Here is a 20,473-nt window from a genome sequence, read left to right on the forward strand (position 1 = left end):
GGGGTTCACAGGGTCCGCGGGATCTGCTGGGCGCGGCCGCGGATGCCGAACGCCGTGACGATCTCGACGACGCCCACGACGACCAGCCAGATACCGGCGACCAGGGTGAGCACCGCGACCGACGTGAACGGCGAGACGATCAGCACGGCGCCGGCGATGAACGTGACGATCCCGAGGAAGACCTGCCAGCCCCGCGCGGGCACCCGGGAGTCGGAGACGGCGGCCATGGTCTGCGTGATCCCGCGGATCAGCCAGCCGATGCCGATCCACAGGGCGAGCAGCAGGATCGACTCCAGGGGGCCGCGGAAGCAGAAGAGGCCCAGCACGATCATCAGCGCGCCGCTGATGAACGCCAGCACGCGCAGCGAGGTCGCCCGGTGCGTGCCGAACGCGGAGACCAGCTGGAAGACACCGGCGATCAGCAAATAGATGCCGAAGAGCACGCCGGCGGCGAGCAGTGAGGCGCCGGGCCAGACGAGGACCAGGACGCCGAGGATCAGGGAGGCGATCCCGGTGAGCAGGACGATCTGCCAGGCGGCCTGGGAGAGGGCGTGCAGCGGTCCCTCGAAGGGCGGTTCGGGCTCATGCCGAGCGGTGCCGGTGGCGTGCGCCTTCCGGTCGTCGTCGGCGGGGCCGGTGCTGGGGGGCTCGGTCATGGTTCCAGCTGAGACCGGGGAAGGCGGTGGTGCCAGCAGGGAGGGACTGATCGGATGACGCCCCGAGGACCACGGCCGCCCGCCCGGCACGTGTCACGGCGCGGCACCCACCCGCTACGTGGCCCCGCCCTTCGCGGACTTCGCCGCCGCCTTCATCTCCTGCTTGTGGGCCCGCACCTTCGCCAGCGACTCGGGCCCGGTGATGTCGGCCACCGACCGGTACGCCGCCGCCTCCCCGTACGCCCCGGCGGCCTCCCGCCACCCCGTCGGCGTCACCCCGAGCTGTTTGCCCAGCAGCGCCAGGAAGATCTGCGCCTTCTGCTTCCCGAAGCCGGGCAGTTCCTGGAGCCGCCGGAGCAGCTCCGCCCCGGTGGCGGCGTCCCGCCAGATGCCCTCGGCGGCACCGTCGTAGTGCTCGACGAGGTACTGGCACAGCTGCTGGATCCTCTTGGCCATGGAGCCGGGATACCGGTGCACGGCCGGCTTCTCGGCGAGCAGGGCCGCGAACGCCTCCGGATCCTGGGCGGCGATCTCGTGCGCGTCCAGGTCGTCCGTGCCCATGCGCCGGGCGATGGTCGCCGGCCCCTTGAACGCCCACTCCATCGGCACCTGCTGGTCGAGCAGCATGCCGGTGAGCGCGGCGAGCCTGCTGCGGCTGAGGAGTTCGTCGGCCTCGGGGTCCTGGGCGAGATGCAGGGCGGGGGAGTCGGTGTCGGCGTCCATGGCTCGATGATCCCGCGTCCGGACCGGCGCCGCGCGCTCGCCGCCGCCCGCGCTCCCCCGGCCTCCGCCGCTCCCTCCCTCCTCGCGTACGATTCCTCCGCGATTCAGCTTAGGTAAGGCTAACCTCAGACAAGGAGGTCGCAAGGTGGCCGCCGGGACGTACCGCGACGCCTGGGGCATCCCGCATCTGCGGGCGGCCGACGCCCTCGAACTCGCCCGAGCCCAGGGCCGGGTCACCGCCCATGACCGGGCCTGGCAGCTGGAGGTGGAACGGCACCGCGCGCAGGGCACGTCGGCGTCCTTCCTCGGCGCACCGGCCGTCGCCTGGGACGCCTTCGCCCGCCGGGCCCGCCTGGCGGACACGGCCAGACGCTGTTTCGGGGCGCTGGAGGGACGGGACCCGGAGACGGCCCGGTGGGTACGGGCGTACGTGGCCGGCGTCAACGAGGGCCTGCCGGCCGGCGCCGCCCGCACCCCGGAGTTCGCCCGCACCGGCCTGGCCCCCGGCACCTGGGAGCCCTGGCATCCCCTGGGCGTCTGGCTGACCACGCACATCCTGTTCGCCGGCTTCCCGGCCAAGCTGTGGCGCGAGGAGGCGATACGGCACCTGGGCGAGGAGGCCGTCCCGCTCTTCGCCACGGACGGCCCGGGCACCTCGGGCAGCAACGGCTGGCTCCTCGCCGGCTCCCGCACCACCACCGGCCGGCCCCTCCTCGCCGGCGACCCCCACCGCTTCATCGAGGCACCCGGCGTCTACCAGCAGATCCGGCTCGCCTGCCCGGAGTTCGACGTCGTGGGACTGGCGGTCCCGGGCGTCCCCGGCATCGCGCACTTCGCCCACACGGGCACGGTCGCCTGGTCCATCACCAACGCGATGGCCGACTACCAGGACCTCTACCGGGAGCGCCTGCGGCGCACGGACACCGGCGTACAGGCCCTCGCCCCGGACGGCACCTGGACCCCGGCCGACCGCCACACGGAGACGATCGAGGTCTCCGGCAACCCGCCGGTCGAGATCGAGGTACTCGAAACACCCCGGGGCCCGGTCATCACCGAATGGCCGGACCCCCCGCAGACGACCACACCAGCAGCCGCCGATTGCGGGCCACCCGCGCCCGCCCACGAATCCCGCACTCCACCCGCCGCCCCCCTCGCCGCCGCACCGACAGCCGCCGACGGCGCCCAACCTCCGCAGGGGCCACCCGCACCCGCCCACGAGTCCCGCACGCCACGCGCTCCGCACGCCGACCCCCTCGCCGTCTCCCACCTACCGGCAGCCGCCGTCGGCGCCCGGCCTCCGCAGGGGCCACCTGCACCCGCCCACGAATCCCGGACGCCACGTGCTCCGCACGCCGACCCCCTCGCCGTCTCCCACCTACCGGCAGCCGCCGTCGGCGCCCGGCCTCCGCAGGGGCCACCTGCACCCGCCCACGAATCCCGGACGCCACGCACTCCACCCGCCGCCCCCCTCGCCGCCGCACCGACAGCCGCCGACGGCGCCCAACCTCCGCAGGGGCCACCCGCACCCGCCCACGAGTCCCGCACGCCACGTGCTCCGCACGCCGAACCCTTCGCTGTCGCCCACCTACCGGCAGCCGCCGTCGGCGCCCGGCCTCCGCAGGGGCCACCTGCACCCGCCCACGAGTCCCGCACGCCGCGCGCTCCGCACGCCGACCCCCTCGCCGTCTCCCACCTACCGGCAGCCGCCGTCGGCGCCCGGCCTCCGCAGGGGCCACCTGCACCCGCCCACGAGTCCCGCACGCCACGTGCTCCGCACGCCGATAACCTCGCCGTTGCCCAGCCATCCGCAGCCGCCGTCGGCGCTCAACCCCCGCAGGGGCCACCCGCACCCGACCACGAGACCTGCACGGGTGGTGCGGGTGGGGAGACGTCCGCCGAGGGCGAAGCCGAGGCGTTGGCGCTCCGCTACCCGCCTCGCGTCACCGAGGACCTCGGCTTCAGCGCCCTCCTCCCCCTCCTCCGCGCCCGCCACGTCACCGACGTCGACCGCGCCTTCGACGCCTGGGTCGAGCCCGTCAACGTCGTGCACGCCGCCGACACCGACGGCGGCGTGCTGCACCGCGTCGCCGGCCGCGTCCCCGTCCGGTCCCACACCAACCGCACCCGCCTCGCCCCCGCCTGGCTCCCCGGCCACGACTGGCAGGGCTGGCACGAGATGCCGTACGGCGGCCTCACGGACGGCGTGGCCGTGATGGCCAACCAGCGCGGCCCGGCCGCCCCCCTCGGTGTCGAGTTCGCCCCGCCGCACCGCGCCGACCGCATCCGCGCCCTCCTCGACGAGCGCCGCACCTGGTCCGCCGACGGCCTGCAGGCGATCCACACCGACACCCACCTCGCCTCCGCCGCCCCCCTCCTCGACCACCTGGCCGCCCTCGACGGTCTCACCCCCGAGGCCGGCGCCCTCCGTGACCGCCTCCTCGCCTGGGACCGCCGGATGGACGCCGACAGCACCGACGCCGCCGCCTACGCGGCCGTACGCTCCGCCGTCGTACGGCACCTCGCCGCCCATCCCGCCTTCGCCGCGCTCGCCGAACCCCCGGCCCTCCCCGAGGTCCTGCTCCCCTGGCTGGCCCTCACCCCCCGGATCGCCTTCGCCCTCGAACACCTCCTGCGGGCGGAGGAGCTGTACGGCGTCGATCGCCCCGCCGCCGTCCGCGCGGCCGTGCAGGAGGTCGCGGCCGGACCGCCCACCGGTACCTGGGGCGACACCCACCGCCTCGCCCCCTGGCAGGCGCTGCCCGGTCCGTCGCCGTACGACGGACCGGCGCTGTCCGGCGACCACGACTGCGTGCTGTGCACCTCCGCCGTCCCCGGCCTCACCGACCGCTCCGCACGCGGCCCGGCCGCCCGCTACGTCTGGGACCTGGCCCGCCGCGAGGACAGCCGCTGGGTGGTCCCGTTCGGCGCGGACGGCGCCCCCGGCGCCCCCCACCACACCGACCAACTCCCCCTGTGGCTCGGGGGAGAACTGGCCCCGGTCGTCACCGACTGGGCCCGACTGCACCGCGCAGACCTCACGGAGGACACCGATGGCTGAGCACCACCCCGTCTTCGAACACCCCGTCCCCGGCTTCGGCACCGTCCGGCTCCGCCCCCTCGACCCCGAGGACGACGCGGCCGTGGTGCACAGCTGGGTCGACGCGGAACGCGCCGCCTTCTGGGGCATGACCGGCCTCACCCGCGCCCAGGTCGCGGAGGTCTACGCCCACCTGGCGACCCTCGACACCCACCACGCCCACCTCGCCGAGAAGGACGGCACCCCGGTCGGCCTCCTGCAGACCTACGAGCCCGCGGCCGACCGGGTGGGCGAGTGCTACGAGGTCCGCCCCGGCGACATCGGCGTCCACGTCCTGCTCGCCCCGCCCGGACCCGAAGGCCCCCGCCCCGGCTGGACGGAGGCGTTGCTGACCGCCTTCACGGCGTACGTGCTGCTCGCCCGGGACCGCCACCGCATCGTCGTGGACCCGGACGTCCGCAACGAGAAGGCGATCGCCCGCTTCCGGCGCCAGGGTTTCGAGCTCGGCCCGGCCGTCGTCCTCCCCGAGATCGACCTGCCCGACGTCCACCTGCCCGAGAAGCACGCTCAACTGGCTTTCCTCACCCGGCCGGTAGCCTTCCCGGGTGACTTCCGCGATGTCGAGCCCCAGCCCGAAGCCGACCCCCGCTGACCTCATCGCCCACTACGGCCTGGAGCCGATCCCCCGCGAAGGCGGCCTGTTCCGGGAGACCTGGGCCGGTCCCGCCCGCCCCGACGGCCGCCCCGAGGGCACCGCGATCGTGGTCCTCCTCACCGCCGACGACTTCTCGGCCCTGCACCGCCTCCCCACCGACGAGATCTGGCACTACCACCTGGGCGACCCGCTGGACCTCCTGCTGCTCGCCCCCGACGGCACCACCAGCACGCCTGTCCTCGGCCCCGACCTGCTCGGCGGCCAGCACGTCCAGCTGACCGTCCCGGCCGGCACCTGGATGGGCGCCCGGGTGGCGACCCCGGGCGCCTGGACACTGTTCGGCTGCACCATGGCCCCCGGATTCACCTTCGAGGGGTACGAGCACGGCAACGCGGCCGACCTCACGGCGCGTTATCCGTCCGAAGCCGCCCGCATCACGGAACTCTGCCGTCCATGACCCCTCTGCTCGACGGACAGACCGCCCTGGTCACGGGCGCGGGCGGCGGCACGGTCACCCACATCGCGTCCATCGAGGCGTCCCACCCGGCCCCCGGCCACGCCCACTACTGCACGGCCAAGGCCGCGGTGGTCATGCACGCGCGGGCGGCGGCCCTGGAGTACGGCCGCTCCGGCATCCGCGTCAACACCGTCTCCCCGGGCCTCATCGACCGCGCAGGGCTCGCGGAGGACTGGCCCGACGGGGTCCGGCGGTGGCAGGAGGCGGTGCCCGCGGGCCGGCTGGGGAACGGGGACGACGTGGCGAACGCGGTGGTCTTCCTGGCCTCGCCCCTGGCGTCCTGGATCACCGGCCACGACCTGGTGGTCGACGGCGGGGTGTCGGCACGCCCGACGTGGTAGCGCCCCGCAGGGGGCGGGGCCGTGTCGATGTGCGGCTCCGCGCCCCTGCGGGGCGCGACCGGCCACGACGATCCCGCCGACGAATGAGCACCACGGGCTTCCCAGCCGTATGACCCGGGAACGCGTGTTTCCGAACTCCGAGCGGGTGACATGAGCGAAGGACACGACCAGCGGCGAGGGCCGACCGGCGACCACCGGAACCACGGGTACCGCGGCGTCCTGCGCGCCCTCACGCTCCTCGGCTCCCTCCTCGCCGCCCTCCTCCTCGCCTCGGCCGCCCCCGCCTCCGCACACGCCGCCCTGCGCGGCAGCGACCCCGCCGACGGTGCCGTGCTCAAGTCGTCCCCGGCCTCCGTCACCCTCACCTTCACCGAGGCCGTCGGCCTGCTCGACGACTCGTTCCGGGTGTACGACCCGACCAACCACCGGGTGGACACCAGCGAGGCCGGACACGGCCCGGCCGGCTCGGACACCGCGCGGATCACCTTCCCGGAGAAGCTGGGCACCGGCACGTTCACCGTCGCGTGGCGGGTCGTCTCGGCGGACAGCCACCCCGTCTCCGGCGCCCTCACCTTCTCCGTGGGCAAGCCGTCGGCGACCACGGCGACGGTCTCCGCCGGCCCCGTCGAGAACCCGCTCACCGGCAGCCTCTACAACATCGGCCGCTACGTCGCGTACCTCGCCGTGGCCCTGCTGATAGGCACCGTCGCCTTCCTGGCCGTCTGCCGCCCGCCGGACCCGGCCCCCCTGCGCACCCCGGTCCGCACGGCGTGGTGGGCGCTGCTCGCCGCCACCCTCTTCCTCTTCGTCCTGCGCTCCCCGTACGAGGAGGGCACCTCCCCGGCGGCGGCCTTCGACCTCTCCGCCCTCGCCAGGTCCGCGACCGGCCGCCCGGGTCTGGCCCTGCTGGCCAGGGTGGCCCTGCTGGCACTCATCGCAGCCCTCCACCACCTGCTCCGCGGGCGGGTGGGCCGCGAGCTCCCGTCCGGCCCGTCGCGCCCCCAGCTCGCGGCGGCCGCCGCCCTCTCCGTCGCCCTGGCCCTGACCTGGGCGGCGGCGGAACACGCCTCGGCCGGTATCCAGGTCCCGCTGGCGATGACGTCGTCGGTCCTGCACCTGCTGTCGATGGCGCTCTGGATGGGCGGCCTGGTGGCCCTCCTGATCACCCTCCAGCGCTCCGCCGTGCCGCTGCCCGCCGCGGTGGTCACCCGCTTCTCCCGCACGGCCTTCGGCTCGGTGACGGTCCTCGTCGTCACCGGCGTCTACCAGTCCTGGCGCGGCCTCGGCTCCTGGCAGGCCCTCACGGACACGGCGTACGGCAGGCTCCTGCTCGTCAAGCTCGCCGCGGTGACGCTGCTGCTGGCGGCCGCCTCGCAGTCCCGCCGCTGGACGGCGAAGGCGGCGGATTCCCCGGCCGTGCCGGTCCCCGAGCGTGTCCCACTGCCGGTCGGCGGCCCGGCGGGCTCACCGGCCGAGGGGCAGGACACACCACCCCCGGACGAGCCTCGGGCCCCCACCGACGAGCCCGGGTCCGCCCCGGCCGGCCGCCGGCAGGCCGCCCTGCGCCGTTCGGTCCTCGCCGAAGTGGCCGTCGGCGTCGCCGTCCTTGGCATCACCACGATCCTCACCGGCACCCTGCCCGGCCGGGCCGCGGCCGAGGCGGCCGGGTCGGGAGCGGCGCAGGCCGCCCCGGCCGGCATCCCCGCGGCCGTCGTCGCCCTCGTCCCCTTCGACGTCGGCACTCCGAACGGCCACGGCAAGGTGCAGATCACCCTGGACCCGGGGCGGGTCGGCGCGAACTCCGTGCAGGCGGTCGTCTTCGGCCCCGACGGCGGCATCTCCGCCGTCCCCGAACTCCGCCTCTCCTTCACCCTCGCCGCTCAGAAGATCGGCCCTCTCCCGGCGAACGTGACCGACCGCGGCGGCTATTGGGCCGCCGACTCCGTCAACCTCCCCATCGCGGGCGAGTGGACGATGTCGGTGACGGTACGGATCTCCGACCTGGACCAGGTGACGGTGACGAAGAAGGTGCGGATCGCCACTTGGCGGTGACCGCCGTGGCGCTCCGTCTCGCCCCTGACCAGCAGGGTGAGCAGGAAGGCGACGGCCAGTCCGGCGCCGGCCCCGGCGGGGTGGCGGAGCACCTTGTCGGGGTCGATGCGGCACTGGTTGGTGCGGCCGTTTGCGGGTGTGGGAGAGGCAGCCGTGCTGTTCCAGGTCGGTGATGATCTTCTGGACGGCGCGTTCGGTGGCCGGCAGCGGACCCCGCCGTCCACCGCGTGCGTCGGGCGCGTTCCGCCTTGCGGGGACCACCGCCCCGCAGCAGGCTGTTCGACGGGGGCGGTGAGGAAGGGAGTCCCGCGATGACCCAGCAACCGCCCACGGCGCCGCTCGACCGGCCGGTCGTCGGCTCGTACCCGACCTACGAGGGCGCGCAGCGCGCGGTCGACTTCCTCTCCGACAGCAAGTTCCCGGTGGAGCACACCGCGATCATCGGCTCCGACCTGCGGATGGTCGAGACGGTGCTCGGCCGCCTCACCCGCGGCCGGGCCGCCCTGGCCGGCGCGGGCTCGGGTGCCTGGTTCGGGCTGCTCGTCGGCCTGCTCCTGTCGCTGTTCGCCGCGGGCAACCACCACGTCCTCGTCCTGATGATCAGCGGCCTGTTCTACGGCGCGATCTTCGGCGCCCTCTTCGGCTTCGCCGGCCACGCCTTCACCGGGGGCCGCCGCGACTTCGCGTCCCGCAGCCAGATCGTCGCCGCCCGCTACGACGTGGTCGCCCAGGCCGAGGTCGCGGAGGAGGCTAAGAACCTCCTCATCAAGCTCGGCTGGCGCGAAGGCTGAGCGGAGCCCGTGGCCGTCCCGGGGGCCCACCCGGCGGAGCGGGCCCGGAAGCGGGCCGTCCGGCCCGGCTGCTCCGGTCAGGCGCCCACGGTCCCGTCGACGCCCTCGCGCAGGAAGTCGGCGTGCCCGTTGTGGCGGCCGTACTCCAGCAGCACGTGCAGCATCACCATCCGCAGCGACACCTCCTCCTCCCACCTCGGCTGGTACCCGGCCTGGTCCAGGGAGGCTGCCGCGCGCTCGATCCGGCGCGAGGCCGCCACCTCGGCCTCCCAGGCGGCGAACGCCTCCGCCCTGGTCGACCGGCTCGCGTCGTACGCCGCCTGGAAGTCGATCTCGTCGGACCACACCATGGGCGCGTCCTTGTCCTCGAACACCCGGCGGAACCAGGCGCGTTCCACCTCCGCCAGGTGCCGCACCAGACCGAGCAGCGACAACGTGGACGGCGGCATCGACCGCCGGCGCAGCTCCTCGTCGGTGAGCCCCTCGCACTTCATCGCGAGGGTCGCGCGGTGATAGTCGAGGAAGGCCCGCAGCATCTCGCGTTCACTGCCGAAGCTGGGCGGTCCCGTGCGGGGGTCGCTGGTCACTGGCCGTACTCCTCATCCGTTTGACCGATCATCCGCTCCGGCGTCCCGGGCGCGCGAGCAGTATCCAGCCGACCGCACCCATTCCGGCACCCGCCTGCCCATGCCGGCGTGGACGAGCAGCGCCGAGACCGGAGGGCCATGGGCTGTTCGGCCGACGAAGAGGGGCGCCGTCCGGGCGTCGCGGGCGGCAGAGGTATGCGACCTGTGATCATGGCGCGGTCATCAAAAGTGATCGATACGGAGAAAAGTGGTCGATGTGGAGCTCCGGGTCGCGGTGCCCGATGTGCCGCTGCCGTGGGGTGTTCGCGGGAACGCGCTGCAGGTGACGCGGTGAACTGGTTGACGTCGCGCCCGGCGGTGGTACTGGTCGTGGCCGGCCTCCTGCTCGCCCTCGTGGTTGCGGCGGTGGCGCGGGTCGGAGTCCGCGCACTCGTACCGGTGGAGGAACGGGATCGGGTGCCGCAGATCGCCACGCCCCTGATGCCGACGCTCGGCGCCGCCTTCGCGATCTTCGCGGCACTCTCGCTCGCCAGCGAGGCCGGCTACCTGCGCGCGGCCGAGGGGCTGGTGAGCGAGGAGGCGGCCGCGGCCTCCCGGCTGGCATGGGCGGCGACGAGCCCGCACGTCCGGTCGGAGCCGATCCATGCGGCACTGCTGGACTACCTGCGGACCACGCGGGCCAGGGAGTGGGAGGGCACGGCAGCGGCGTCCGGCGACGACCCGGCCACCGCTCGCGCGATCGCAGGGCTGGAACGGAGCGTGCGGACCGAGGCGGCCCGGCCCGAGGTGGGCGTCCCGACCGGCGGGGAGCTGGTGCTCGCCCTGGACGGTGTCACCAGCAGTCGCCGCGCCCGCGTCGCGGCCGCCTCGCGCGACGTTCCCACGCTCTACGTCGTCACCCTCGTGGTCAGCGGTGTGGCCCTGATCGTGAACTCCGGCGCACTCGTCTTCCGCAGCAGTCTGCGAACGTCGCTGCTCATCGTGGGGGTCGCGAGTGTGGTCGGGCTGAGCCTGGCGTTGCTCTTCGCACTCAGCGCGCCCTGGAGCGGACCGTTCGTCGTCAGCGGGCATCCGCTCGACGCCGTCATCGGGGACCTGAAGTCCGGCTTCTTCGACGGCGGGCCGTAGACGGCGGGCGGGGTCCGCGCGCTGCGGGCAAGGACAGGGCCGGACAAAGACCAGGACAACGAGATCCGAGGACAACGTCGAAGGGCCCCACCTCACGGTGGGGCCCTTCGACAACGTGCCCGGTGAGGCACTCGCGGTGTGCAGGCGCGTTCACCAGCGTTCAGGGACGGCGGCCGTCGGTGCCGGGAGCGCTACGGGACCCGGCCGAACGGTGGTGAACGGGGCTGTCAGTCCCGGAGCCAAGCCGCGTCGGGCCGCGTCACACGCGTGCCCGTGGCGGGCTCCTGCGTGTCGTTGAGCGGCAGGGTCTCGTCTTCTCCGAAGTCAGGGGCCTGGAAGGGGTTGGCCGACGGAGGCGGCGATGCTGCGGTGGAGCAACGGGTTTGGGCTTCCGGGGCGGAGAACAGCGACGTCAGGTGGATGAGAGGACTCTCTTTCGTTACAAGTCCCTGAAGGGGCCTGGGTGTGCCGTGACCGGGCACAGCGGTCCTACAGCTTGGTCATCTTGGCGTACGGGCTCAAGATCCGCATCTGCGCCGAGCCGAAATCCACGAGTGCCGCGACTCCGCCCTCGATGCCGATGACTCGGCCGAGGCCGTACATGTCGTGGGTGACTTGGTCCCCCACGGCGAAGTGTTTGGGGATCGGTGTGACCGCGGCCTTGAAGGGGCTGGTGGGCAAGTGACGCTTCGGCGCAGCAGGCTTAGTCATGGCTCAGTATGCGCCCGCGCGTGTCCCGGCCGCTGTGGCCGTCGGCACAGATCAAGACGGGAACAACCCTCTCACGCCGCTGACCTGGGGTTTCGAGACCCGGCGAGGCGAAACTGGACCCTAGGCATCCGTTACTGCCCTGGGGAGCGGCCCGGATGCGGGCCCGGTGTCGAAAAGGGTTGCTCAGCAGGTCGGCGAGGCCCTGTACGGCGCCGATGGACGGCATCTGCCATGATCCGGGATCGCCTGTCTCCCGTCCGGGAGGGGGAGCCGGGGAGGAACCATGGACGAGCGGACGGACCCTGTCGAGATCGTCGCGCGCGTGGGTGGCGTGACGCCCTACTCGGATCACGAGCGGGCGTTCGGTACCTGGGTGCACCTCGCCACGAAGGCCGGCTGGCAGGTGGTCGAGGCTGACGGGTTCGCCGCCGACAGCGACCGTGGTGAAATCGGCGCGGTGGACGTCGAGGGCGTTCGGTACGTGATCCGGCTCGGGCCGAGAGCGCGGCGGCTGCTTTACGAGGTTGTCGACGGGCGCATGGTGAAACGGGACGTCCTGGCGATCGCGGCCTGGGCGGAACCGGTCGTCACCAAGGAGAGCGCCCCCGGTTGGTACTCCGCGGAGGCCGACCGAAACGGAAAGTGAAACGGACAACGCCGAAGGGCCCCACCGTGAACGGTGGGGCCCTTCGACATCGTGCCCGGTGAGGCACTGGCGGAGGATACGAGATTCGAACTCGTGAGGGGTTGCCCCCAACACGCTTTCCAAGCGTGCGCCCTAGGCCTCTAGGCGAATCCTCCGCTGGGAACATTACATGACCGAGAGGAGTGCTCGCGAACTCGTTCCTACCCCCTGACGTCGGGTACTCTGTGCGGAGCCCCTCACGCGGCGCTATCTGACTGAACTCCCCCAGGGCCGGAAGGCAGCAAGGGTAGGTTGGCTCTGGCGGGTGCGTGGGGGGCGCTTGCGTTTGCGGGCGGGGCTGGTTGTCAGTGGGCGCCTATAACCTCGTATGCGTGTCGTCTCTCGCGCTGTACCGCCGCTATCGCCCGGAGTCGTTCGCCGAGGTCATCGGGCAGGAGCATGTCACCGACCCGCTGCAGCAGGCGCTGCGGAACAACCGGGTCAATCACGCGTACCTGTTCAGCGGCCCGCGTGGATGTGGCAAGACGACCAGCGCGCGGATCCTCGCCCGGTGCCTGAACTGCGCGCAGGGCCCGACGCCGACGCCGTGCGGTGAGTGCCAGTCCTGCCAGGACCTGGCGCGCAACGGCCCCGGTTCCATCGACGTCATCGAGATCGACGCGGCCTCTCACGGTGGTGTGGACGACGCCCGTGAGCTGCGCGAGAAGGCCTTCTTCGGGCCCGCCTCCAGCCGCTACAAGATCTACATCATCGACGAGGCCCACATGGTCACGTCGGCCGGCTTCAACGCGCTGCTGAAGGTCGTCGAGGAGCCGCCGGAGCATCTCAAGTTCATCTTCGCCACGACCGAGCCCGAGAAGGTCATCGGGACCATCCGGTCGCGGACCCATCACTATCCGTTCCGGCTGGTGCCACCGGGCACGCTGCGGGACTACCTCGGCGAGGTGTGCGGCAAGGAACAGATCCCCGTCGAGGACGGGGTGCTCCCGCTCGTGGTGCGCGCCGGTGCGGGGTCCGTACGTGACTCCATGTCCGTCATGGACCAGCTGCTCGCCGGGGCGGGTGACGAAGGTGTGACGTACGCCATGGCCACCTCTCTCCTCGGGTACACGGACGGGTCGCTGCTCGACTCCGTCGTCGAGGCCTTCGCGACCGGGGACGGCGCCGCCGCCTTCGAGGTCGTCGACCGGATCATCGAGGGGGGCAACGACCCGCGCCGCTTCGTCGCCGACCTGCTGGAGCGGCTGCGGGACCTGGTGATCCTCGCCGCCGTGCCGGACGCCGCGGAGAAGGGGCTGTTCGACGCCCCCGCCGACGTACTCGAACGGATGCAGGCCCAGGCCGGCATCTTCGGCGCCGCCGAGCTCAGCCGCGCCGCCGACCTCGTCAACGAGGGCCTGACCGAGATGCGCGGCGCCACCTCCCCGCGCCTCCAGCTGGAGCTGATCTGCGCCCGCGTGCTGCTGCCGGCGGCTTACGGCGACGAGCGGTCCGTGATGGCCCGCCTCGACCGCCTGGAGCGGGGCGTCAACTTCTCGGGCGGGGGCGGCGCACCCACCATGGGGTACGTCCCCGGTCCCGAGGCACACGTCCAGCCTTCGGCGCCGGTGCAGCAGGGAGGCGGCCCGGCGGCGGCCCGGGCGGCCGTACGAGGCGGAGCGGCGCCGACCCCGGCTCCGGCTCCGGCCCCGGCCCCCGCCCCGGCCCCGGCCCCCGCCCCGGCCCCGGCGCAGACTCCACAGCCCCCGGCTCCGGCCGCCGCCGCGCCGGCTCCGGCACCGCCCGCCCCGGCCGCTCCCGCACCCGGTGCCTGGCCGACGGCGGCACCCGCGGGCGGCGGCGGCACCCGTCGCCCCGGCGGCTGGCCCACGGCCACGGGCGGCGCCGCCGCGGCCACTCCGGCACCCCAGCAGGCCCCGCAGCCCTCGGTGGCCCCGGCGGCCGCCCCGGCCCCGGCCCCCGCTGCCGCCCCTGCCGGTGGCCTCGACCCCCGGGTGCTCTGGCCGAACATCCTGGAGGCGGTGAAGAACCGCCGCCGCTTCACCTGGATCCTGCTCAGCCAGAACGCGCAGGTCGCCGGGTTCGACGGCACCACCCTCCAGATCGGCTTCGTCAACGCCGGCGCCCGCGACAACTTCGCGAGCAGTGGCAGCGAGGACGTGCTGCGGCAGGCGCTGGGCGAGCAGTTCGGCGTGCAGTGGCGGATCGAGGCGGTCGTCGACCCGACGGGCGGCGGTGGCGCGGCTCCGCCCGCCGGCTACGGCGCGGCCCCCGCGGCCCCGGCCCGCCCCGCGCCCGTCCAGCAAACCCCGGCGGCCGCCGCCCCGGCCCAGAGCCCGCCGTCCGTCCCGAGAGCAGCGGCCCAGGCCCCGGCCTCCGCGCCGGTCGCCCCGGAACCGCCGCCGGTGTCCCCCGAGGACGACATCCCCGAGGAGGACGACCCCGACCTCGACGAGTCGGCTCTCTCCGGCCATGAACTGATCGTGAAGGAACTGGGGGCGACGGTGGTCGAGGAGATCCAGAACGAGTGACGCGTGGCGGCAGCCGACGGCTCGGAGGCAGAGGGTGCGGCTCGGCGGGTGGCTGCGGGCCGCCGGGGTTCCCCGGGCCCCCAGGTGTCTCAGCGCATCCAGCGCGGGAGATCGTAGGCGGCTGCCGTCCGTCCGGCGTTCGGTCCGCTGAGACTGCCGCGATTCGCCGTACGCCCACTGCGGCGCCGTCGTGGCCGCTCGCGCAGTTCCCCGCGCCCCTCACGGGGCGCTGCCGCTCGCCCCGTCAGATGATCGAGGCAGCAATCGCCCCGCGGCCGGCCGCGTGATTGAGGCGACTATCAGCCCTCGGTCCATCCGGCGTTGAAGCACACTGCCCCGCGGCCGGTCGCGTGATTGAGGCAGCGATCACCCTTCGGTCTGTCTGACGTTCGAGGTAGCTATCACCCCGCTTCGGGTGGTCGCGTGATTGAGGCAGCGATCACCCTTCGGTCTGTCTGACGTTCGAGGTAGCTATCACCCCGCTTCGGGTGGTCGCGTGATTGAGGCAGCGATCACCCTTCGGTCTGTCCGACGTTCGAGGTAGTTATCACCCCGCTTCGGGTGGTCGTGTGATTGAGGCAGCAGTCCCCCTCGGCCGGTCGCGGGATTGAGGTGGCTACCCCCCACAGGGCCGTCAGGTGATTGAGGCGGCAACCGCCCCAGCCCGTCCGGCGTTTGAGGACGAGGCCGTTCGGGCCGAAGCGGGGGATTGGGGGCGGCAGCCTCCATGGGGGGCCGCCTCGGCAGGCAGCCACTGCTCGGCCTGGCCCCCTTGGAGGAACCTCCAGTCGGCCCACCCGGCTACGCTGGCCTCCGTGAAGGTCCTCGTCATCGGCAGCGGCGCCCGCGAACACGCCCTGTGCCGCTCTCTGTCCCTCGATCCCGACGTCACCGCGCTGCACTGCGCCCCCGGCAACGCCGGCATCGCCGAGGTGGCCGAGCTGCACCAGGTCGATGCCCTGGACGGCGGGGCGGTGGCCGCGCTCGCCCTGGAACTCGGCGCCGAGCTGGTGGTCGTCGGCCCGGAGGCCCCCCTGGTCGCCGGGGTCGCCGACGCCGTGCGCGAGGCGGGTGTCCCGGTCTTCGGTCCCTCCGGGGCGGCCGCGCAGATCGAGGGGTCCAAGGCGTTCGCCAAGGACGTGATGGCGGGCGCCGCAGTCCCCACCGCCCGTTCGTACGTCTGCACAAACGCCGAGGAGGCCGCCGAGGCGCTGGACGCCTTCGGCGCACCGTACGTCGTGAAGGACGACGGGCTGGCGGCCGGCAAGGGCGTCGTCGTCACGGACGACCTGGACGCCGCCAAGGCGCACGCCGCCGCCTGCGACCGCGTCGTCATCGAGGAGTTCCTGGACGGCCCCGAGGTCTCCCTCTTCGCGATCACCGACGGCGTGACGGTCCTCCCGCTCCAGCCCGCCCAGGACTTCAAGCGCGCCCTGGACGGAGACGAGGGCCCGAACACCGGCGGCATGGGGGCCTACTCCCCGCTGCCCTGGGCCGACCCCAAGCTCGTCGACGAGGTCCTGGAGACCGTCCTCCAGCCGACCGTCGACGAGATGCGGCGCCGTGGCACCCCGTTCTCCGGTCTCCTCTACGCCGGCCTCGCGATCACCTCGCGCGGCGTGCGGGTCATCGAGTTCAACGCCCGCTTCGGCGACCCGGAGACCCAGGTGGTCCTCGCCCGCCTGAAGACCCCGCTGGCCGGTGTCCTGCTCGCCGCCGCGAACGGCACCCTCGCCGACCTCCCGCCGCTGCGCTGGCGCGACGAGGCGGCCGTCACCGTCGTCGTCGCCTCGCACAACTACCCGGACACCCCGCGCACCGGCGACCCCGTCACCGGCCTCGACGCGGTCGCCGCCGAGGACGCGCCGCACGCCTACGTCCTGCACGCGGGCACGAAGCGGGCCGGTGCCGACGTCGTCAGCGCGGGCGGCCGGGTCCTCTCCGTCACGGCGACCGGCGCGGACCTGACCCAGGCCCGTGAGCGGGCGTACGCGGCGGTCGCGCGGATCGGCCTCGACGGTTCCCAGCACCGTACGGACATCGCCGCGAAGGCGGCGGCCCAGGCCCAGGAGGCCTGACCCCGGCGTCTCCGCTGTTCCCGCAGACCCGTCCCTGATCAGGCCCCGGACCCGAAATCCGGGGCCTGATCGTTGCTTTCTGTCGATCACCTCTGACCAAAGCCATTCCATCGAGTGACCGATGCCCCATCCGGCTGACGGGGGCCGAACCCCCAACTAGGGTGCGGCGCAAGCATTCCGGCACTTGGCCCACCGGCATTGCGATGTCAGTGGCGGGTGCCACAGTGGGGGAGTGAGCAACAGCCAGGACAGGCCGAGGACAGCAGGGAGGGGGTGAGGTCCCGACGTGACCAGTACCGGTATCGGTGCGGAGGTGGGAGCGCAGGCAGCGCGTACCCGGGCCCTCGCCGTCCTGCGCGTCCGCGGCCGTGCCCTGGCCGTGGCGCTGCTGCCCGCCGCGGCCACGGTGATCCTGCTGGCCGGCGGATCCACCGGCCACTTCGTCGGCCGTGGCTGGGACACCGCCCGCTGGACCGTCGGCGCCCTCGCGGTCGTCGTGCTGCTGGCCGCCGCCGGCATCGCCCTGGTCGTGGCCCGCGCCCGCCCGGCAGTGAGCCCCACGGTGCCGATCCCGGAGGAGTCCGCCCCCGACCTGTACCGGATGGTGCGCGACCTGGCCGACCGCCTCGAGGTGCCGGCGCCCTCCGCCATAGCGCTCACCCCGGACTGCGACAGCTGGCTGGAGGACCGCACCCACCCGGCCCACGGCCCGCCCGCGCCCAAGGGCGGCGACGAGCTCGGCACCCCCGGCCTGCACCGCCGCACCTCGGCCGCCCCCGTCCTCGTCATCGGCTCCCCGTTCCTGTGGTGGATGCGCGTCGGCGAGCTCCGCGCGGTCCTCGCCCCGGTCGTCGCGGGCACGGGACCCTCGGCGCATCCGGACATAGCGGCCGCCCGCCGGTTCGTACGGGGCCTGGACGCGGCGGTGGCGGTCTCCGCGGCGCCCGCCCGACGTCCGGTCATCCGCCTGGCGGGCGCGGGCATCGCCTGGGTGGCGAGGCTGCTGCTGCGGGGCTGCCGGGAGCACGCGGCGTTGATGGAGCGCGGGGTGGCCGCCGCGGCCGCCGAGCGAGCCCAGGCGGTCGACTACGGCCTGCGGATCGTCGCCCAGGAACAGGTCGGCCTGGCCTACGCCGGCTGGGACCGGCTGCTGACCCGGGTCGCACTGCCCGCCTGGCGGATGGGCCGCTGGCCCTCCCGGCTGGACGCGGGCGTGGTCGCGGCCCTCACCGAGCTGTCCCGGCGCGACCGGCTGGCCGAGGGCTTCGCCTCCCGGCTGGGCGAGCGGCCCGCCTGCGACCTGCTGGAGGAACCGGGCGTCGTGGACGAGGCCGCTTCGCTGCTCGCGGCCCGCCTCTTCCACGGCGGCCCCGCCGAGCCAGGACCGGCCTGGTCGCCGGTGGCCTGGCAGGAGTACCCGGACGAGGTCGTCGACCGCACCTGGCGCACCGAGGCGGCCCGCCTGCACCGCGTCCTGGACGCCCTCGGGGTCCGCGCCACCCTCGACCCCGGCGCCCCGGACCCCGGCGGCCCCACCCTGGCCCGGGTCCTCGACCATCTGACCGACCCGGCCGCCGCCGACAGGCTCCGTTGCCTCCGGGCCCACGACGACGACCCGCGCACCTCCGACGGCGATCCCCGCGCCTCCGGCCAAGACCACCGCACCCCCGGCCACGACGTCCGCATACCCGGCTACGACATACCCGGCTACGACGACGAGGCGGACGGCGAGCCCACTGGTACCGCACGCAGCGCCGCCCTCGCCGCCGGCCTCACCGCGGCCCTCGCCCGCGAGGAGCACGAGGGAGCGCACGCGAGCACGGTCGACACCACGCGCCCCGGCTGCCCGGCGGCCGCCGGCGGCCAGGGCGGCCCCAGTCCCCTCTGGGACGACGGGGCGCTGCCCCTCTTCCCGCTCCAGCCCCCGCGCACCGCCCGCGAACTCCTCGCCGACCACGTCAAGGCGATGGTGTGCTGCGCGGCCATGGACACCGCCGGAGCCACCCCCGGCCTGGACTGGCTCGACGGTCCGGCCCTGCTGGTCGACGGCGAGCGCGCCGCCGACCTGACGCCCAGAATCCTCAGCCTCATCGAGGAGGGAGACCCGGCCCCGCTGCGGGCCTGGCTGGTCGAGTCCGGAATACGTCCCGAGAAACCGGTCCGGCTGGTCTGACCTGGGCGTTTCGACGCTTTAGCGGAGCGAACTGTTCCACTTCAGGCAAATTCGCGACGAACCGTGACCGTACGCGTGCGTTATGTGATGTGCTGGGACCGTTGCCGGGTGTGGCAAGCGCATCCGACATAAGACAGACGCCCCGGTCACGACACGGACAGCACGACTCGGCACAGGACGACACAGCACGGAACGGCACCGCACCGCACGCGCACATCGCACACACCGCACGTCGGCTCGTATCAGCACACTTCACGGGGGCACGAGGGAGGGGAGCCACCATGGCATCGGACCAGATCCGCCGCTGGGAGTCGGGAGCACTCGCGCACGCCGTCACGGACCCCTTCGGTCAGGGACCCGTCCCCTGGCTGCGCGGCAGCGAGACCTATTTCGACGACACCGGTCATGTCGTCCCCTGGTACGTGGACCCCAGCCGGCCGCAGCCCACCGGCGAGAACCCGCGGGTCCCGGCACCGCGCTCGGCCGACGGCGGCCCGCGCTCCGCGGACGACGTGCACCGCCAGATCAAGGGGTTCACCTCGACCGGCGCGGTCACCCCGGGCGAGGCCGTCGACTTCCACATCACCGTCGACCCGCCGCAGGAGTTCAGCGTCGACATCTACCGCATCGGTCACTACGGCGGCGACGGCGCGTCCAAGATCACCACCAGCCCCCGGCTGTCCGGCATCGTCCAGCCCCCGCCGCTGGCCGCCGACCGCACGGTCTCCTGCCACCACTGGTGGCTGTCCTGGCGGCTGCAGGTCCCGTCGTACTGGAGCATCGGCGCGTACGTCGCCGTGCTCACCACCGCCGACGGCTACCGCTCCCACGTGCCCTTCACGATCCGCGACGACCACCCGGCCGACCTGCTGCTCCTGCTGCCGGACGTCACCTGGCAGGCGTACAACCTCTACCCGGAGGACGGCCGCACCGGTGCCAGCCTGTACCACGCCTGGGACGAGCGGGGCCGGCTGCTCGGCGAGGCCGACGCGGCGACCACCGTCTCCTTCGACCGGCCGTACGCGGGCGCCGGCCTGCCGCTGCACGTCGGCCACGCCTACGACTTCATCCGCTGGGCCGAGCGCTACGGCTACGACATCGCCTACGCCGAAGCCCGCGACCTGCACGCCGGCCGCGTCGACCCCACCCGCTACCGGGGCCTGGTCTTCCCGGGCCACGACGAGTACTGGTCGCCGCAGATGCGCCGCACCGTCGAGCTGGCCCGGGACAGCGGCACCAGCCTCGTCTTCCTCTCCGCCAACACCATGTACTGGCAGGTGGAGTTGGGCCCCTCGCCGTCCGGGGTCGCGGACCGCCTGCTGACCTGCCGAAAACGCAAGGGCCCGGGGAAGCCCGTGCTCTGGCGCGAGATCGACCGGCCCGAACAGCAGACGGTCGGCATCCAGTACGCGGGCCGGGTGCCCGAGCCGTACCCCCTGATCGTGCGCAACGCGGGGCACTGGCTCTGGGAGGCCACCGGCGCGCACGAGGGCGACGAACTCCCGGGCCTGGTGGCCGGTGAGGCGGACCGTTACTTCCCGCGTACCGCACTGCCCGAGCACGAGGAGCGCATCCTGCTCGCCCACTCCCCCTACACCGACAACGACGGCGTCCTGCGCCATCAGGAGACCTCCCTCTACCGCGCTCCCTCCGGCGCCCTGGTCTTCGCCGCCGGCACCTTCGCCTGGTCCCCGGCCCTGGACCGCCCCGGCCACATCGACCCCCGCGTCCAGCGGGCCACCGCCAATCTCCTGGACCGCATCTGCAAGCACGACTGACGCGGGCACGACGGCTCCGCACAGGTGTCCGCGCGGCCCCGATGTCCGTGCACAACCCGGCATACGGGA

At 73.7% G+C, this 20,473-nt stretch carries 15 protein-coding genes, 1 tRNA gene, 1 other RNA gene and 2 pseudogenes; 13 read left to right on the forward strand and 6 right to left on the reverse strand.

What is annotated here, in order from left to right:
* Positions 1–5 precede the first annotated feature (5 nt).
* Together BLW82_RS22220 and BLW82_RS22225 are read right to left on the reverse strand one after the other, a co-directional pair.
* A complete protein-coding gene (locus BLW82_RS22220; RefSeq protein WP_093501066.1) occupies positions 6–656 on the reverse strand; it encodes an HdeD family acid-resistance protein in 651 nt (216 codons plus the stop codon).
* Between the two features lie 114 nt (positions 657–770).
* Positions 771–1,379: an HhH-GPD-type base excision DNA repair protein gene (locus BLW82_RS22225; protein ID WP_093501068.1), complete on the reverse strand. Its 609-nt coding sequence runs from the start codon at positions 1,377–1,379 to the stop codon at positions 771–773.
* Positions 1,380–1,524: 145 nt separating this feature from the next.
* Here BLW82_RS22225 and BLW82_RS45585 point away from each other — a divergent pair, with 145 nt between their 5' ends.
* The 5 genes and pseudogenes from BLW82_RS45585 (at position 1,525) to BLW82_RS22255 (ending at position 7,981) form a co-directional block, all read left to right on the forward strand.
* Positions 1,525–4,437: a penicillin acylase family protein gene (locus BLW82_RS45585; RefSeq protein ID WP_256215911.1), complete on the forward strand. Its 2,913-nt coding sequence runs from the start codon at positions 1,525–1,527 to the stop codon at positions 4,435–4,437.
* Positions 4,430–5,068: a GNAT family N-acetyltransferase gene (locus BLW82_RS22240; protein ID WP_093501070.1), complete on the forward strand. Its 639-nt coding sequence runs from the start codon at positions 4,430–4,432 to the stop codon at positions 5,066–5,068. Before BLW82_RS45585 ends, BLW82_RS22240 begins: the two co-directional genes overlap by 8 nt.
* The gene (locus BLW82_RS22245) at positions 5,034–5,528 is read left to right on the forward strand and encodes a cupin domain-containing protein (protein ID WP_093501072.1); all 495 of its coding nucleotides are present in this window, start codon (positions 5,034–5,036) and stop codon (positions 5,526–5,528) included. Before BLW82_RS22240 ends, BLW82_RS22245 begins: the two co-directional genes overlap by 35 nt.
* A 35-nt stretch (positions 5,529–5,563) precedes the next feature.
* Positions 5,564–5,929: pseudogene (locus tag BLW82_RS22250) on the forward strand (SDR family NAD(P)-dependent oxidoreductase); the annotation flags it as partial.
* Between the two features lie 150 nt (positions 5,930–6,079).
* Positions 6,080–7,981 carry a copper resistance CopC/CopD family protein gene (locus BLW82_RS22255; RefSeq protein WP_093501076.1) on the forward strand — a complete coding sequence of 634 codons (1,902 nt, stop codon included), beginning with the start codon at positions 6,080–6,082 and terminating at the stop codon, positions 7,979–7,981.
* Positions 7,982–7,989: 8 nt separating this feature from the next.
* Here the strand turns inward: BLW82_RS22255 and BLW82_RS45590 are convergent.
* Positions 7,990–8,179, reverse strand: a pseudogene (locus tag BLW82_RS45590) (ArsR family transcriptional regulator); the annotation flags it as partial.
* A gap of 113 nt (positions 8,180–8,292) precedes the next feature.
* On the opposite strand from BLW82_RS45590, the gene BLW82_RS22265 reads away from it, so the two are divergent.
* On the forward strand, positions 8,293–8,772 hold the full coding sequence (locus tag BLW82_RS22265; RefSeq protein WP_093501078.1) for a YflT domain-containing protein: 480 nt from the start codon (positions 8,293–8,295) through the stop codon (positions 8,770–8,772).
* A gap of 77 nt (positions 8,773–8,849) precedes the next feature.
* On the opposite strand, the gene BLW82_RS22270 is transcribed toward BLW82_RS22265, so the two are convergent.
* A complete protein-coding gene (locus BLW82_RS22270; RefSeq protein ID WP_093501080.1) occupies positions 8,850–9,359 on the reverse strand; it encodes a DinB family protein in 510 nt (169 codons plus the stop codon).
* A 330-nt stretch (positions 9,360–9,689) separates the two neighbouring features.
* On the opposite strand from BLW82_RS22270, the gene BLW82_RS22275 reads away from it, so the two are divergent.
* Positions 9,690–10,487 carry a bestrophin-like domain gene (locus BLW82_RS22275; RefSeq protein WP_256215912.1) on the forward strand — a complete coding sequence of 266 codons (798 nt, stop codon included), beginning with the start codon at positions 9,690–9,692 and terminating at the stop codon, positions 10,485–10,487.
* Positions 10,488–10,976: 489 nt separating this feature from the next.
* Here the strand turns inward: BLW82_RS22275 and BLW82_RS22285 are convergent, their stop codons facing one another.
* Positions 10,977–11,198 carry a hypothetical protein gene (locus BLW82_RS22285; protein ID WP_093501082.1) on the reverse strand — a complete coding sequence of 74 codons (222 nt, stop codon included), beginning with the start codon at positions 11,196–11,198 and terminating at the stop codon, positions 10,977–10,979.
* Positions 11,199–11,481: 283 nt separating this feature from the next.
* Here BLW82_RS22285 and BLW82_RS22290 point away from each other — a divergent pair, with 283 nt between their 5' ends.
* Positions 11,482–11,844 carry a hypothetical protein gene (locus BLW82_RS22290; RefSeq protein WP_093501084.1) on the forward strand — a complete coding sequence of 121 codons (363 nt, stop codon included), beginning with the start codon at positions 11,482–11,484 and terminating at the stop codon, positions 11,842–11,844.
* A gap of 67 nt (positions 11,845–11,911) precedes the next feature.
* Here the strand turns inward: BLW82_RS22290 and BLW82_RS22295 are convergent.
* Positions 11,912–11,999, reverse strand: a tRNA-Ser gene (locus tag BLW82_RS22295).
* Between the two features lie 72 nt (positions 12,000–12,071).
* Between BLW82_RS22295 and ffs the strand changes: the two genes are divergently transcribed.
* From ffs to BLW82_RS22320, 5 genes are all read left to right on the forward strand, one after another.
* Positions 12,072–12,170, forward strand: an RNA gene (gene ffs, locus BLW82_RS22300) — signal recognition particle sRNA small type.
* A 45-nt stretch (positions 12,171–12,215) separates the two neighbouring features.
* Positions 12,216–14,375 carry a DNA polymerase III subunit gamma and tau gene (locus BLW82_RS22305; protein ID WP_093501086.1) on the forward strand — a complete coding sequence of 720 codons (2,160 nt, stop codon included), beginning with the start codon at positions 12,216–12,218 and terminating at the stop codon, positions 14,373–14,375.
* An 815-nt stretch (positions 14,376–15,190) separates the two neighbouring features.
* Complete coding sequence (purD, locus tag BLW82_RS22310) at positions 15,191–16,453, forward strand: phosphoribosylamine--glycine ligase (RefSeq protein WP_093501088.1); 1,263 nt, start codon at positions 15,191–15,193, stop codon at positions 16,451–16,453.
* A 286-nt stretch (positions 16,454–16,739) separates the two neighbouring features.
* Entirely contained in the window at positions 16,740–18,626 is a 1,887-nt protein-coding gene (locus BLW82_RS22315; RefSeq protein WP_093501090.1) for a M48 family metalloprotease, read from the forward strand.
* A 281-nt stretch (positions 18,627–18,907) separates the two neighbouring features.
* Entirely contained in the window at positions 18,908–20,404 is a 1,497-nt protein-coding gene (locus tag BLW82_RS22320; protein ID WP_093501092.1) for a N,N-dimethylformamidase beta subunit family domain-containing protein, read from the forward strand.
* Positions 20,405–20,473 lie beyond the last annotated feature (69 nt).

The sequence above is a fragment of the Streptomyces sp. Ag109_O5-10 genome (assembly GCF_900105755.1).
Classification (GTDB): domain Bacteria; phylum Actinomycetota; class Actinomycetes; order Streptomycetales; family Streptomycetaceae; genus Streptomyces.